Below are 15,357 nucleotides of genomic sequence, written 5' to 3'. Positions count from 1 at the left end.
CGAAGCTCCTAACCATCCCAGTACGTTTCGTCCAACCGCGTCGAGGTTGGATCGAGGCCCTTGTGCTCGTCGTACACGTAGCGATTCAGCAACAGATTCACCCCGGAGTCGTGCTCCATAGCAAAGCCCTGCTTCAACAGACCGTCCATCGCAGGCTTCCGCACGGAGACCAGATACGGCTGTAGCTCCCGTTGCGGAACGAAATAATCGCTATGAGACGCAAGTCTATCCCTTAGCTCTGTCGCCCGCGCATCGAAGGGCACCAACAAAGGTACGGTCTCGTCCCGAATCAGAACGAACAGCCGATCCATCTCGCGAAACTGCAGCAGAGGCCGTCCGCGATTCCAGTCGCAGTCCATGGTCTTCATCACCTTCTCCTTGTCCCACAGGCTCTTCTGCGACCAGTAATGCAGCCGAAAGTACGCCTCCACCGCGGCCGGAGTCAGCGGGTCCGGAAAGCGATTCCGCAGTTCGCGCGCGGTATCCGCCGCCATCCGCAGACTGCCTCGCGGTGGTGGCTGCTCCGCCTCGAAGACATAGGTGTACCCCAGCGCCTGCTTGCCCTCTCGATTGCATCGTCCGGCAGCCTGCGCAATGGAGTCGAAGCCCGTCTCCGCCCGGTAGACCGTGGGGAAGTCCACATCCACCCCAGCCTCCACCAGCTGCGTGCTCACCAGCCTGCAAGGCAGTTCAAGATGCAGGCGCTCACGCACCTCCGCCAGCACCGCCCGCCGGTGCGCGCCGCACATCCACGTGCTCAGGTGAAAACAACTCCCGGGCTCGGTCGCCGCCGCCAGCTGCGTAAAAAGCGTCTCCGCATGGCGCCTGGTATTCACGATGCACAGCGTGGAGGCCTGCTCTGCCATCAGCCCTACGAGCGCATCGTCCGCCACCTTGGCCAGCCGCCTCACCTTCACACGCCGCAACGCCTCGAACAACGAGAGCGCATCCGGCACGATCGGCCGCACGTTCTTCAGACCCAGCTCAAAATCCTCGCGCCACTCCAGCGCCGGCTGCGTCGCCGTACACAGCACCACCGAGCAGCCGTAGTTCAACACCAGCTCCCGCAGAGCCGCCAGGATCGGCTTCAGAAACTCCACCGGGATCGTCTGCGCCTCGTCCAGCACGATCACGCTGCGCGCCACACGATGCAGCTTGCGACTGGGCGTCGTGCGGCTGGTAAACAGACTCTCCAGCAACTGCACGTTCGTCGTCACGATCAGCGGCGCCTCCCAGTTCTCCGCCCCCATCTGGTTCGCGCGCGTATCGCGCTTCGGATCGAGGCTGGTATGGTGCTCCACCACGCCCGCATTCGCAAGCGAACCCAGCGCCTTTCGATAGACAGCCGCCGTCTGGTCGATGATGCTCGTGAAGGGTATCGCCACGATGACCCGGTCCATGCCATGAATCCCGGCATGCCCCAGCGCAAACGCCAGCGACGACAGGGTCTTGCCCCCACCCGTCGGCACGTTGAGCGAAAAGAATCCCGGCGGAAGCTCCACTGCGGCGCGACAGTGCGTCAGCACCCGTGCCCGCTGCCGGTTTACCTCCGTTGGCCTGGCCTCCTCCGCCATCCGCCCAAGGTGCGCATCGAGCTCGCTCGCAAGCTCTGGCAGCGACGGCCGCGCTGCGTTCGCGGCACGCTCCGCCGCGCGCTCCGGCTCGCAGAATGCCTCCGTGCACGTACGGTCGGCGTCGATCAGGCAGGAGAACAGCATCCGTGTAAAGAATGCCAGTTGAAACGGACCCTCTTTCTTTGACGCGAGCGAGAACGGCAGCTTCAACGCCGGCAACGGAACCTGTGGCGCGACCACCGCCGGAATCGTGCGCCGTTTCGGATCGAGACGTTGCTCCAGCGTCCCGCCCGCTCCTTCGCAATCCCAGTTCGGCAGCCGCCCATGATGGCCCGCAATGCCATACGCCAGCAACTGCCCGAACATCCCAGGATACGCCTCGGCGACAAACCGCGCGCCATAGGTCGAGTGATCGATCTTCTGCCCCGAACCACCACGCGAAGACTCCTCCCCCGCATCGTCGGAGCCATCACCGCACGCGCCCAGATACTCCTGAAATTCCCACGACCCCTTGCCCAGATCATGGCAGCTCCCCAGCATGGCGGCCCAGACCTCCGCGCGAAAACCTGCCGCATACTTTGCTGCCAGCTTCGCCACCTCATCCAAATGGCGTTCGAGTGGCTCCCACTCTGACCTATTTTTTCCCGCGAGGGTGTGGGCGAATGGCCCCGTCGATTTTAGTGGATTCACACATGGGCCTCCTTGAACAGCCTAGCTACAAATGACATCAGACGCCAAGTCGCAGACGCTCCGTATGTAGGAAGGATCCCGCAGTCGGAGGACACGTCTGATAGCCGAAATGCATTCGCAGGTATCCTGCCCAGATATGTCGCAGCTTGCGAGGTGATGCTCGGTTCAGCCCAAGGGGGTGGTCGGAAAGTGTTTTTGGGGTTCAAAGATAACGAGGCCGATCAGATTGGAAGAAGGGCACGCCGTCTTCGGGTCCGAGGACGGCGTGCGACAAGTGAGTTGAGTGGCGCGGACTGCGATCCTGCTCGTTCAAAGACCTACGCGAATGTAAGAATGACCAGAGCCGCACCGGCCTCATACACCGTGGTCGAAACCGCCGTACTGGTGTAGGTGGAGTTGGCGCACAGGATCTCGATGTTGAACTCCGCCAGCGCGCTGCCGAACTGCGTCATGCCCTGGCCCCCCTTCGCATGCGGCTTGTTCACGCGGAAGACCTTGTGCTTATCCGAGTAGAACGCGACCGGGCAGCCGTGAGCTTCGATATAGCCGTGCAGGGCGGCGAAGTAGGAGTCGGTGCTCTCGCTGGGTACAAAGCGCAGTTGCATCAGCTTGCTGGTCGCGTCATCGATGAAGACCAGCAGGGTGCAGGGTTCGCCGCGCTGCTCGAACCAGCGGTGGTCGCTGCCGTCGATCTGGATCAGCTCGCCCAAGTGCTCGCGTCGAAGCCGAGGCTGATGGAAGGTCTTCCGCTGAACCCGGGACAACCACACTCCGTCGGCGATCAGCCAACGCCGCAGCGTCTCCTTACCCACCCGAAGCTGATGCTTGTCGAACAGCATATCGGTTGCCAGCGTAGGTCCGAAGTCGGCATAGCGGGTCCTGACCAGTTCGACCGCATACTTCCGGATGCCTTCGTTCTTACTGCGGTTCGAGGTCCGACCGCGGGCCTGGTGGATCAGCCCGCCCCCGCCATCGGCTTCATAACGAGCCAACAGCCGGTAAGCCTGCCGCTCGCTGACCGCAAGAACCGCTGCCGCAGCAGCCACCGTCCGGCGCCCAGCCCGCACCTCACTCAACACTTCGATCCGCTTCAGATCGCGCTCGCTCATCGATATCCATCCCATCCCTTGCACCTGACACTTCTAATGGGCGGGAACATGACATTTCTTTGGTTCTGGCGCACATTTGGTGATGGTCTGTTGTGGCTTTGCGGGTGGATTGCGCGCCCGATTTTCAGCCCTGTTGGACGACGCGCAGGCGCAAGAGGTCGAAGCCGGCGCGACCGTACATCTGGCGTTTGATGAGCTTGAGTCGGTGCACTTGCCCTTCGACATGGCCCTGGCTCCACGGCAGTCTGAGCGCTTCGCGCACGGCGTCGATGTCCCTTTCCAAGCCCGCAGCGAAGCCGGCCAAGGCGGTGGCTTGTGCAGCTTCAAGCCATGCCGGCAGCGCCTCCAGGCTGCGCTCGCGGAAGATGCGAAAGAAGCTCGTGGCAAGCTCCGCGACGCGGCCGATCTCGGGTGCCTTCCGGTACACCTCTTGGAGCAGATCCTTCGCGGCGGGCGTGGCTTTCAGGATGAACCAGACGATCTGTCGCGGCGAGGCGCGCAGAGCCGGTCGTTGGGGTGGGCTTGCAGCTCTGGTCCGGTAGCTGCGGCGTTGCCGAAGCCAGTAGCGCACACCGTTCACCTGCCCTCGGAAGCCTCGTTCACGCAGCTCACGCCATAATGTCATAGAACTCCGGCAGCCTTCGCTCAGCCGTTGATCCAAATAGCTCGCATAGTCGTCGACCATGGACTCACGGACACGGGGCTTCGCTTCTGGATACAGCTCGGCGGTCCTGAACTTCTTCACGGTTCGATGATCGATGCCAAGCTGCCGTGCCAGTTCCTGGTCGGACTCGCCCGTCTTCAGAGACAGCTCCCGCACCTGTTCCCACCTCTCATACCGCCTCTGCCGGTTGGCTTGTTGAACCAGCAGCTCGCGCTGGCTCCATGGAGCAATGGGAGCTGGAATAGGGTCAGGTTCCCCTGGCCGGCAGGCCATTGCTGCCTGCGCGAACAGGTGATGGTGTGGTGCAAGCGCATGCCGCAAGGCTTCGCTCAGGTTGCGCAACAAGTGCCAGCGATCGGCGACTTGCACGGCTCGCGGAGCGGCTCTGCGTGCGGCTTCGGCGTAGATGCCGCCGCGGTCGCGGCTGACGATCTCTGTACCGGGATGCTGCTGAAGCCATGCAGCCACCGTGTTGGCGTCGCGATCGGGAAGCAGGTCGACCACCTTACGCGTCTCCAGATCGCACAGGATCGTTCCGTAGCGATGCCCCTTGCGCCAAGCCCAGTCGTCGATGCCCAGCACACGCGGGGCCTGACCGAGAGGTGCAGGCCGATGGTGATGAAGCTCTCGCAGCAGCGTCGACCGGCTCGCCAGCAGCCCCAGACGCTGGGCAAGCCTGGCCCCGGCCCGGCCGCCCAGGGCAAGCGTCAGCCAATGAAGTGCCTCTCCCGACCGGCAACTCTTACGGCCATAACGGACTACCGTACCCGGCAGCGGTTCCGTGAATACCTTACGCGGGCAAGCCGGCTCCACGCAGAAAAACCTCCGCGTCTGCAGGTGGATCAGGACTGGAACACCATCCCACGGCAGGTCGGCCAGGCGCCGGTTATACCGGCTATGTACCTTCTGAGAAGATGTCCCACACGCCGGACACATGGCCGAGGCACGGCACGTCTTCAACCGCATCTCGACGGCCCCGGCGACGCGGCCGAGGCTGACCAATCCGACTTCCGTAGTATCAGGGACCAGCGTTCCTTGACGCATAGGCGGGGAACGGAGATCTTCAGAGCTACCTCTGTCTTACGCCTCAAAACACCGCCTGGAAAGAATCACCAAATGTGCGGCAGAACCTATTTAGAAAAGCAGATCAAGTTACAGACACCTGCTTTTGTAAGTATCTGTAACTTATTTTTTCTATACTTTTTCCATAAGCTCTGTCGAGTCTGTATTTCGCACGCAGCAGGTGCCGCAAAACTCACATTCTAGAGCGGACTACCTTATGGTGCCGAGCAAGACCAAGCAGCAACAAAAGAAAAAGCAGATCCTTCGCTGCGCTCAGGATGACAGACAATTTGAGATGTGCTCAATACCTATAGGTAATTTGCTCTCTAAGTGTCTTATCGGGCGGAATCGGTAGGGAAGGTACTTAGCCATTCTCCCCTTCAACCGCCCAGGCAGGCTTAGGATCTGGCCGGGTATATCCTCGGGCGAGTTGCTCACGGCTGCGCTTCTCGATCTCATCGGGGTCCGCGCCAACCTCCTTCAGCATGCGCTGATGAAGTGTCTCGACCCGCGCTTTATGCTCGGGCAGATTCGCAAGGTTCGTGAACTCCTTCGGATCATGGGCAAGGTTATAAAGTTCGCGTTGTGCAGGATGGTCTTCGTCGATCACATTGTGATAAACGTACTTCCACTCACCGCTGCGAATCATGGTGTATCCCGACGCTGTGTTGTGCGCGTAATACTCGCTGACGGCCAGGTCTTTCCATGGAGTGTTGGGGCGATCCATCCAGTGCAACATGGACTCGCCGTTCCAATCGTTCGGTGAGCGAGTCCCCGCGAGTTCAACGATGGTCTGCACAAGGTCCAGATGGGACGACGCTCCACCGCGTCGCTGCTGCCCCTTCCAGCGCTTCGGCCAGGAGATGACGAGCGGAACCTTGCTCGCGGAGTCGTACATGCAGTTCTTCCACCACAGTCCGCGTTCGCCCATGTTTTCGCCATGGTCGGAGGAGTAGATGATGACGGTGTTCTCCGCGACCTCCGGATGCGCGCGCAGAGCGGCAAGCACGTGTCCAATCTGCTGATCGGCCCAGTCGACCAGGCCGTAGTAAAGCTCGCGTCCACTGCGAACCGTATCGTCGGGCACGCCTATCTCCTCGAAGCCAGCACGCTGCACTTTGTAATTGAGGGCAATGCGATCGAGGAAGCCCTCGGGGATTTCAGGCATGCCGACTTTGCCACGATACTTCGCCACATTCTCTTGCGGCACGATCAGCGGGAAGTGTGGTGCGAGGTACCCAACAAAAAGGAAGAAAGGCTTCTCATCGGCATCCTCACGCTTCGACAGAAAGTCTACTGCTCCCGCCGTGACACGTCGATCGTGCTCGACCGTGCTGCCGTGGTCGCCGGCATGAAACTCATCGAACCGCGGCGACAGTTTCGCTTGCTTCAGATGCGTTGGAGGAAGACGACGCCCGCGTCCCGTCTTGTAGGTCTTATTGAAATCTCCGCCGACTTCCGTAAAGCCATACCGTCTTGAATAATCGTAATGCTGCTTTCCGCAAAGGAAAGACTCATATCCAGCGGAGTTAAGCACGCGCGGCAGAGAGGCGATGTTTGCATCGGGCAGCTCACAGGTCAGTCCCCAGATGTCCACGCGCGATGCATATTTACCAGCAGTCAAAGAAAGACGAGAGGGCACGCAGAGCGGCGAGTTGCAGTAGTGCGCATCGAAGGTAATTCCCTGCTGCGCGAGAGAGTCGATATGCGGCGTCTGGACCAGCTTGTTCCCGTAGCATCCGGCGACGGTGGCGTTATGCTCATCGGACATGATCCAGAGGATGTTGGGCTTTTTCGCGGGCTTCGAGGGTGCCTTTGCCATGGCGCTCCGCTCCACGGCAAGTCCCAGCGCGCCGGCTGTTGCAGTAGCAACGAAGTTGCGCCGCGTGATCTTCTCTGTAAACTTCGGCATGTTCACCTTTCATTCCATGTGTGCATCATGGCATTCATCTCCGCAATGAGTTACAGCGATCGAGCGCAGCGAAAACCCAGGTTAGAGGTGGAGCTATCCGGCGTGTTGGAACTGCGGGCCGCGACACGATAACGGTTGCAGTAAGACTTGTGACAGAGGAACGAGCCGCCCTTCATGACGCGGGCCTTTCCTGTGAGCGCACCCTGCGGATCTTCCGCGATCTCCTCCGCAGGATCGGGTATTCCAAACCAGTCTGCACACCACTCCCAAGCATTGCCGGTGATGGAATAGATTCCGAAGTCGTTCGGCGGATAAGCTGTCACGGGCGACGTGCCGGCGTATCCGTCCTCGGCGGTATCCTCTTGAGGAAACTTGCCCTGCCAGATATTGCAGCGATGTAGCCCGCCGGGACGAAGCTGATCTCCCCAGGGATAAAGCTTCTGCACGAGTCCGCCGCGCGCTGCGTACTCCCACTCGGATTCGGTAGGTAACCGGTTACCTGACCAATCGCAATAAGCAAGTGCATCGTTCCAGGCTACGTGTACGACCGGATGATCGGATCTCTTCCTTACGTCGGAGCCTGGGCCTTCCGGCGCACTCCAGAGAGCACCTGGAACCTGGCACCACCACTCCGCTCCCGCGACCGTATCGGTCACAAGCGCGGCACGCTTTTTCTTCGGGATGTGATTCCAGAAGACGAACGACCAGCCATAGACCTCAGCCTCGGTCTTATAGCCTGTGGCTTGCACAAATGCTGCGAAATCCGCGTTGGTCACGGGATAGATATCGATCGCGAATGGCTTGAGACGAACTCGTCTTACAGGTCGCTCACCATCGGCCGCAAAGGCTTCTTCGTAGTCGGTGCCCATCAAGAACTCGCCTCCGGGCAGCGCGATCATACGGCTCGTGCCCGGAGCGGTCGATACACTGACTGGAAGAATCGAGGTTGTAAGCTTCGTCTCCGTGCCACGAATGCTTGTGGGAGTGCAGCAACTCTTGATTGTGGGCTCTAACTGTTCCATCGTTGTCTCCAGGAATGATTGCGGATGCACTGTGACGAACGACAGCCGTTGTATGTGGATAAAAAGCAAGAGAAACCGGGCTTAGGCTGCTTTCGACTAGGCGATGCGCGGTAGATCGTGGACACGCGCCTGGAGCGGGCGGCAGCAACAACCGATCTGGTGAAACTGGTTCATAGGCAGAGATTAGTCTCTCCTCCCATGTGCGTCAAGTCGAAGCAAGGGCTTAGGGGTGCTCTGATTAAGTCCTCAACCCATATCCCAAGGGGCTAAAGCCCCACTGATTCTGCGGGGCTTATTGTCCGGGCTAAAGCCCGGACCTATCTTAATCAGAGTTTCCCTAGGCGCGGCTTCTCAGTCAGACTGTCGCGCTCTACTGTTCGTGGATAACACCCATGCTTTCGTCGCCGCTTTTCTTCCGCAGATAAGGTGGTGTTCTGAGCTCTCCACTTCGCTCAGGGGGCGGCGTTTGAGGCATCGGCCAGGGCTGCACGCCGACGCGTTTCGCCCATGCATCCCACATGGCCTGCATGCTCTTCGCACGATCCGGCTGGGCCGCTGCCAGGTCATGCAGCTCCGTGCGGTCGGCCTCCATATCGAAGAGCTCCCATTGATCGGGGAACCTTGACACGAGCTTCCACTTGCCATCGCGCACGGCCTTGTTGCCTTCATGCTCCCAGTAGATAGGGCCGCGGGCGCGTTGCCGGCCATCGAACACGGGTAGGAGACTTTCGCCCACAAGGGCAGGGATCGGCCCGGCCGCTACCTGCTTGGGATAGGTCACTCCCGCAAGCTCGAGGAAGGTCGGCATGAGGTCTGTCTCATGGCCTACCGCGTCGACAGGCCTGGACTGCGGCTTGAGGTGCTTCGGCCAGCAGGCGATAAAGGGTGTGCTGATTCCACCTTCGTGAGCATAGTGCTTGTAGAGGCGGAAGGGCGTCGTAGAGCAGTTGCCCCAGGGAATGCCGATGCTCTGGAAGGTGCTCTCGCCGCCCGGCATGACACCTGGAACATTGCCCGCGCAGGTCATGCCGTTCTCGCAAGGCCCTGCCTCAGTCTCCGATGCAGCGGTATGCAGCGGGCCGCCTTCGGCATTTTTTACGGGCGTCGTGCGGTTGCCGCGCCCTATCTCTTCCGCATTGCCGCCATTGTCCGACATGAAGAGGATGAGGGTGTTCTCCGTGGCGCCAGCCTTCTCGACCGCATCGACGATGCGTCCAATGGCTTGATCGAGACGGTCGATCATGGCGGCGTAGACGGCCATGCGCCGCATCTCCCACTCCTTATCGTCGGCGTCGTCCCACGCCGGCACGCGCGGATCGCGCGGCGTCAGCTTCCACTTCTCAGGCAGGATGCCCAGGTCGAGCTGCTTGCGATGACGCTCTTCGCGAAGCTTGTCCCATCCACCTGCGTAACGCGTGGCATACTTCTGCACGTCTGCCTCCGGCGCCTGGATGGGCCAGTGCGGCGCGTTGAAGGCCGTATAGAGGAAGAACGGCTTCTTCTCCTTCGCCAACTCGTTCACATACGACACTGCATGATCGGCCCATAGGTCGGTGAGGTACTGGTCTTTCGGTGGTGGCGGCAGCGGGTCGTTGCCGCTCATCAGGTGGGGAGACTCATAGTAAACCGAAGCGCCGGCGATCATACCCCAGAACTTATCGAAGCCGCGCTGCAGGGGCCAGCTGCGTTTGCCTTCTTCGGTCTCAGGAGCGAGGTGCCACTTGCCGACGGCCGCGGTGTTGTAGCCGGCTGTCTTCAGTGCTTCCGCAATGGTAAGCGTGTTGGCTGCGAGGATGCCGTCGTACTCGATGAATGGGTAGCGATTGTGGTCCACCACCATGTTGCCCATATGCGCCTGATGCGAATAGAGCCCGGTCATGATCGATGCGCGTGAAGGGCAGCAGCGCGGGTTGTTATAGAACTGGCTGATCCGCATGCCGCGCGCGGCGAGGCGATCGAGGTTCGGCGTGGAGATCTCGGAGCCGAAACAGCCGATGTCCGAGAAGCCCAGATCGTCCGCAAGAATGAAGATGATATTGGGTTTGGAGCCCGCAGCGTGCGATGCTGGAGGAACAAATGCCGCACTCGCCTTCGCTGCCAGCGTCGATGCCGCTATGCCAGCGCCTAACTTCATGAAGTCCCGTCGGTTCGCCATGCTTCTCCTTGCCGTGCTACACACATAAGTCCTGATACTCACTGTCTCGTCGTGCTTCATACTAGCCACTAGAACTGGTGCAAGGGAAGTGGATCGGTACTCTGAATCATACGAGCGAGCAGGTGTTCCATCATGGCCATCTGCTCGCCTGCGTGTTGCGGCACATTCCAAAGGTTATCGAACTCACCCGGATCCTTCTGCAGATCGTAGAGCTCGCCGGTCGCAAGCGTCTGATAGTAGGTGCATTTGTATCTCTCCGTACGGACACAAGTCGCCATCGGGGTAGGATCGTACTTCGCCACCGCGTCGTAATACTCGATGTAGACGGAGTCGCGATGCTGCGTCTTCTTGCCGGTCAGAATCGGATAGAGCGAACGGCCCTGCATCCCGGGCGGAACAGGAACTCCTGCGGCCTCCAACAAAGTAGGCGCCAGATCGGTCAGCTCGACGAGAGCGTCGATCTTCTGGGTCTTCACATGACCGGGCCAGCGGATGATGAGGGGCACACGCGTCAGGCAGTCGTAGAAGTACGGGCCCTTCATGTAAATTCCATGGTCGCCCTGCATCTCGCCATGGTCGCTCTGATAGACGACGATGGTGTTGTCCGCCATGCCGAGCTCTTCGAGTGCGGCCATCATGCGGCCGACCTCGGTGTCGACCTGCTCGATCATCGCGTAGTACGCGGCCTTGATGAGAAGATGTTCTTCGTCGCTCGTCTTGACGAAGGACATGCCAGTGCCACCGTACGCACCCTGGTGATCGACCTGTTGATGCTTCGGCTTGTTTGCCAGCTCTCCCTCCCTGTAAGCGGGAGCGGGCATGTCACTTGCCTTATAGTGCGAGAGATATTCTTCCGTGGGATGGAAGGGTGCATGCGGCTGATAGATGTTGACGGACATGAGCCAGGGCTTGTCTTTGGGGTGTTCCCGCATGAACTTGATGGCTTCCTGAGCGCACCACGCCGTCTGCGTATACTTTGGATCGATCGGCACTCCCCAGGCAGGATGGCGACCCTTCGGCGGCTCCGGCCACACCACGTTCTGGGTCGCAAGCCAGTTCCGCCATTGGTTCTTACCGGGCCAGTTGTCGCTGAGATCATGACTCCACTCAAAGACCCGATAGCCGTCGTCCGTGCGTACCTCGACAATCCTGTGGTCGGCAGGCGATAGATGCAGCTTACCGACAAGGCCGCAGTCATAGCCGTAGTCGGCAAGAATGCGCGGTACGATTCGTTCGGAATCATGAATACGTTCAGCGTTCGAACGCAGGCCTGTCTCCCGCGGATATCGGCCGGTCAGAAAGCTGCCGCGCGAGGGGCCGCAGATAGGCGTCTGACAAAATGCATTGGTAAAGACGGTCGACTGACCGACAAGCTTATCCAGATTCGGCGTGCGAATCTTTGCATTGCCCAGAGCCGCGATCGTGTCGGCGCGCTGCTGATCCGCGCAGATCCATAAGATGTTCGGCATCGGACCATCAGACGTGCGTGGCGCCGGCTTATCCTTGCTCGGTGAAACATCCATGAGGGCATGTCCGCTCGTGGCGACGTTCGCGCCGGCAGCAAGGAGTGTGTTTCGGATGAGCTCGCGGCGATTCAATGGCTTCTCCCTGAGATAAGTCGACTTACTGGGTGCTCCGGCAATCGTTCGTTTAAGTGTGCCGCGCTACCGTCTGAAATTGCTGTTACTTCATCAGAAGATGATCTTCCCGGCGAACTGCAGAACACGCCCTGCATCCGCGCTCTGGAACGCGTTGATCGCCGTTGGGAAGACTGTCAGGTTATTTCGCACGCTGGTCAGGTGGGTATAGTTGAAGGCGTTGAACGCCTCCGCGCGGAACTGGAACGTGAGCTGTCTCGGCAGAGCGAACTCCTTGAACGCGGAGATATTGCTCTGCCAGTTATTCGGATTGGTGAGCGAGTCGCGCTGCTCGTTTCCATAGGGGCTCGTGCAGGCGACGGTCGCGGAGGCGCCGCAGGGCTGCTGGAACGACGCGGCGTTCAGGTAGCCCTTGTAGACCATATCCACGTGGCTGCGATAGTGCTTGTAAGGATCGCCGACGACATTGACGCGGTCGTTGGTCGTGCCGTCGCGATTGACGTCCACATTCGCCATCACCGTGAACGGGGAGCCGGACTGGAAGGTGCTGATATCGTTCAGTGCCCAGCCGCTGAGGACCTCCTTGCCAAAGAAGCCCCACAGATGCACGGCCGGCGTGTGATACGTACCGGAGAAGGCAAACCGGTTGCGCACGTCGACATCGGCGCGCCCGTAGTTCTTACGAATATCGGTCTGGTCGACGGTCGGCGTCGCATACGTGAGCACCTTGCCCCAGACATAGTTGGCATTGAAGTCGAACGTCTTCAGGTGTCCATTGATCTGAGTCTGCAGGCTGTTGTAGTGGCTGTTATTCGCCGGGAAGTACTGGTTGATCGCGCCGAACTGCAGCGGCTTACCCTGCGCATCGGTGTAGCCTCCCGCGGCGGTCGTCAGGAAGGTGCAGTTCGCGGCATTGACGATTCCACCCAGACGGTAAGGCTCATACGGCCTGCGGCAGTTGATTCCATTTGCGTTGGTTGTGTAGGGGTTTTCGGTCACGGGCGCACCGGGGAAGAACTTCGGCGAGTTGATGTCGAACTGGATGTACTGCTTCATGTAGTTCATTGCCACATAGCCGATGGTGAACGCAACCTTCTTGCCGACCTGCTGCTGGACCTGCGCATTCCACTCTTCCGCATATGGCGTGCTCTTTTCACCCGGACGATATGCCGAAAGCGATGTGTTCGTGTAGTACTTCGCGTTGCCTGGAGAGAACGTATAGGGAAAGGGCGAGCTTGCCCCAAGGCAGCTTCCACCGCTGTAGGTCCCGCCATACGGGCACTGCAGGCTGGTGACTCCATTCGTCTGTTGTGCAATGGTGTACGGCTCCTGCACCTGGCCGCCGATGGTACCTTCCTCCACCTGCTCATAGAAGATGCCGTATGCGGCGCGGAAGCTCGTGCGGCCGTTGCCGTACACGTCGTACGCCAGGCCGACACGCGGAGCGAACCGGTTATAGGCGGTCTGGAAGGAGCCATCCTTCACGCCTTTGTCTCCCACTACGAGAAGACCCAGCGGCGCATTCGGCGCAACGGTCGACTGCACGCCCTCCTGCACCTGGCTCTCGTTGTTATCGCCAAGCCACGGCTGAACCAGCTCCCAGCGGATGCCAAGGTTCAGGTTCAGGCGATTGGTTACCTGCCAGTCATCCTGCAGGAACAGCGCCGGGTCCTGGTTGCGGAAGCGGTGACGGACGCCGCTGTTTTGATTCAGCGTGGTCGCATATCCGATCATGAAATCCGCAAGCGGAAAGGTGGTCAGGCCGCTCGAGTTGAAGGTATAGTTTCCGTTCGAGTTTCCCTTACCGTCTTCGCTGTACTTGTCCGAGATCCATGCTCCGCCGAGCTTGATGGCATGACGGCCAAGCTGCAGCGTAGCGGTGTCGATCAAGCCGAACGAGATCTGGTTGACATCGCTGGGACCAGCGCCAGTCGGGCCCAGCGTAAAGTAGCCCGTGGCCGTATAGTACGTCGGCGAGGTGATGTTGCTGCCCTGCGGTTGGCCGCTGCCCAGGCTGGAGGCAAAGTTCGCGGTCCCCAGTTGGTTGCTGATGATGTAGCGGTTGGCGGTGTAGAAGCCGCGCATCGAGTTTACGGTTCGGCTGTTGAGTAGCCAGTCATCGGCCACAATCGCGTTCTGCTGGTTCTCCAGTTCGGTCATGCCGGAGTACTGCGGAACCGAGCCAGCAATGCCGATCCCGCCATTGCCGCCTGCCGCCGGATCCAGGCTCAGACCCTGTGAGCGGAAGTAAGTCGCATAGATCGTGTGCTTGCTGAATCCGCGCCAGTCGAGGCGGCCAAGACCTTCGTCGTTATTGACGTTCGCCAGCGACCGCTCCTGCGGTGTGCCGTTGTTCTGAAACACCGGAATGAATTGCAACAGACTCTTCGCAACCGGGTCGATCTTCGTGGGGCAGATAACCTTCGGGCCAAGCCCGCACTGGTACGCTGCGGGAAAGGCAGTGAAGGTCGCCGGAGCCCGCGTGTCCGCGCTGAAATCGCCGGTGCGTTCGGCAGCCGTCAAGGTCTGTTGCGAGTTCACCGTGGCGGTCTGGTGGACGACCAGGCGCTCGTACGAACCGAAGAAGAAGAACTTATCCCGAAACATGGGAACCGGACCGCCAAGGGTCGCACCGTACTGGTTCTGGCGCAGCAAGGGCGAGACCGTGTTGAAGAAACCCTTCGCATCGATGGCGTCGTTGCGCCAGTATTCAAATACCGTCCCGTGATACTTGTTCGTGCCGCGCTTCGAGATCATGTTGATGACCGCGCCCGGCGAGCGTCCGAACTCGGCATCAAAGTTCGAGGTGATCACGTGGAACTGGTCAAGCATATCGGGACTCGGCGCCTTGTTGCCGCCAGGGCCATAGAAGTTGGTGTCGTATGCGCCGTCGAGGTAGAAGCTGGACTGATCGGTCGGCAATCCGTTGACGCTGAGGGTGGTGCCTCCACGGGTGCTGGTGTATCCGTCGCCTCCGAAGTTCGACACGCCAGGCACCGTGACCAGCAGGGCGTAGGCGTTGTGGTCCTGCGTCGGCAGGTTCTCCACGCGCGCCTGGTCGATCGTGTTCGACACCTGCGCCTCACGCGTGTCGACCAGCGTCACACCGGCCTCGACAGACACGCTCTCGCTCGCACCACCGGCAGCCATCGCAACCGGTACATGGATATTGCTGTTGGCCTGCACGTTGACACCGGTCTCCGTCGCCGTCTTGAAACCGTCGACCGTCACCTTCACGCTATAGTCGCCGGGCAGCACCGTGGGGAACAGGTACTCGCCCTTGCGATTCGTCACTTTGGACTGCGATACACCCGTATGCACGTCCGTGATGACCACCTGCGCATTAGAGATGGCCGCGCCGGTTGCATCGGTGATGGCGCCATAAATGCTGCCGTCGGTTGTTTGAGCGTTCGCGAACGTTGCGGCAGCCACAAACAGGATCAAAGAGAAAAGGCGGAACAAGAACTTCGAGGGCTTCAACGGCGACTCCTGAACAAACGTGACTCAGCCTGCTTATGCGAAGGCCGGCCGCCTTGCTGCATTGCACATGCATCAAGGTGCGAAGTGGAAG

General features: G+C 60.1%; 7 protein-coding genes and 1 pseudogene. All 8 read right to left on the bottom strand.

The genetic code is table 11. The features are described from left to right. Window positions 1-8: 8 nt before the first annotated feature. Window positions 9-2,264, bottom strand: a complete 2,256-nt coding sequence (locus CHB87_RS13445; RefSeq protein ID WP_089408951.1) for a CRISPR-associated endonuclease Cas3'' — start codon at window positions 2,262-2,264, stop codon at window positions 9-11. 389 nt (window positions 2,265-2,653) lie between these two features. Further along, window positions 2,654-3,388: pseudogene (locus tag CHB87_RS13440) on the bottom strand (ISNCY family transposase); the annotation flags it as partial. Window positions 3,389-3,497: 109 nt separating this feature from the next. Continuing rightward, on the bottom strand, window positions 3,498-5,081 hold the full coding sequence (locus CHB87_RS13435; RefSeq protein WP_425432480.1) for an ISL3 family transposase: 1,584 nt from the start codon (window positions 5,079-5,081) through the stop codon (window positions 3,498-3,500). 382 nt (window positions 5,082-5,463) lie between these two features. Then, a complete protein-coding gene (locus CHB87_RS13430) occupies window positions 5,464-6,936 on the bottom strand; it encodes a sulfatase-like hydrolase/transferase (RefSeq protein WP_176441759.1) in 1,473 nt (490 codons plus the stop codon). A 125-nt stretch (window positions 6,937-7,061) separates the two neighbouring features. After that, window positions 7,062-8,033 (bottom strand): formylglycine-generating enzyme family protein, encoded by a 972-nt coding sequence (locus tag CHB87_RS13425; RefSeq protein ID WP_089408949.1) that lies wholly within the window; start codon window positions 8,031-8,033, stop codon window positions 7,062-7,064. 370 nt (window positions 8,034-8,403) lie between these two features. After that, complete coding sequence (locus CHB87_RS13420; protein ID WP_176441758.1) at window positions 8,404-10,188, bottom strand: arylsulfatase; 1,785 nt, start codon at window positions 10,186-10,188, stop codon at window positions 8,404-8,406. A 68-nt stretch (window positions 10,189-10,256) separates the two neighbouring features. Beyond that, window positions 10,257-11,657: a sulfatase family protein gene (locus CHB87_RS13415; RefSeq protein ID WP_176441757.1), complete on the bottom strand. Its 1,401-nt coding sequence runs from the start codon at window positions 11,655-11,657 to the stop codon at window positions 10,257-10,259. A gap of 222 nt (window positions 11,658-11,879) precedes the next feature. Then, entirely contained in the window at window positions 11,880-15,218 is a 3,339-nt protein-coding gene (locus CHB87_RS13410) for a TonB-dependent receptor (protein WP_176441756.1), read from the bottom strand. Window positions 15,219-15,357 lie beyond the last annotated feature (139 nt).

The organism is Granulicella rosea (assembly GCF_900188085.1).
Taxonomy (GTDB): domain Bacteria; phylum Acidobacteriota; class Terriglobia; order Terriglobales; family Acidobacteriaceae; genus Edaphobacter; species Edaphobacter rosea.
Note: the sequence above shows the minus strand (reverse complement) of the source record. Positions and strands in the feature narration are given on the sequence as shown.

Bases quoted from the DNA above. Each gene is read 5' to 3' on its own strand.
- CHB87_RS13425 (WP_089408949.1), bottom strand. From the start codon at position 8,033: ATGGAACAGTTAGAGCCCACAATCAAGAGTTGCTGCACTCCCACAAGC.
- CHB87_RS13435 (WP_425432480.1), bottom strand. From the start codon at position 5,081: ATGCGTCAAGGAACGCTGGTCCCTGATACTACGGAAGTCGGATTGGTC.
- CHB87_RS13420 (WP_176441758.1), bottom strand. From the start codon at position 10,188: ATGGCGAACCGACGGGACTTCATGAAGTTAGGCGCTGGCATAGCGGCA.
- CHB87_RS13415 (WP_176441757.1), bottom strand. From the start codon at position 11,657: ATGCCGAACATCTTATGGATCTGCGCGGATCAGCAGCGCGCCGACACG.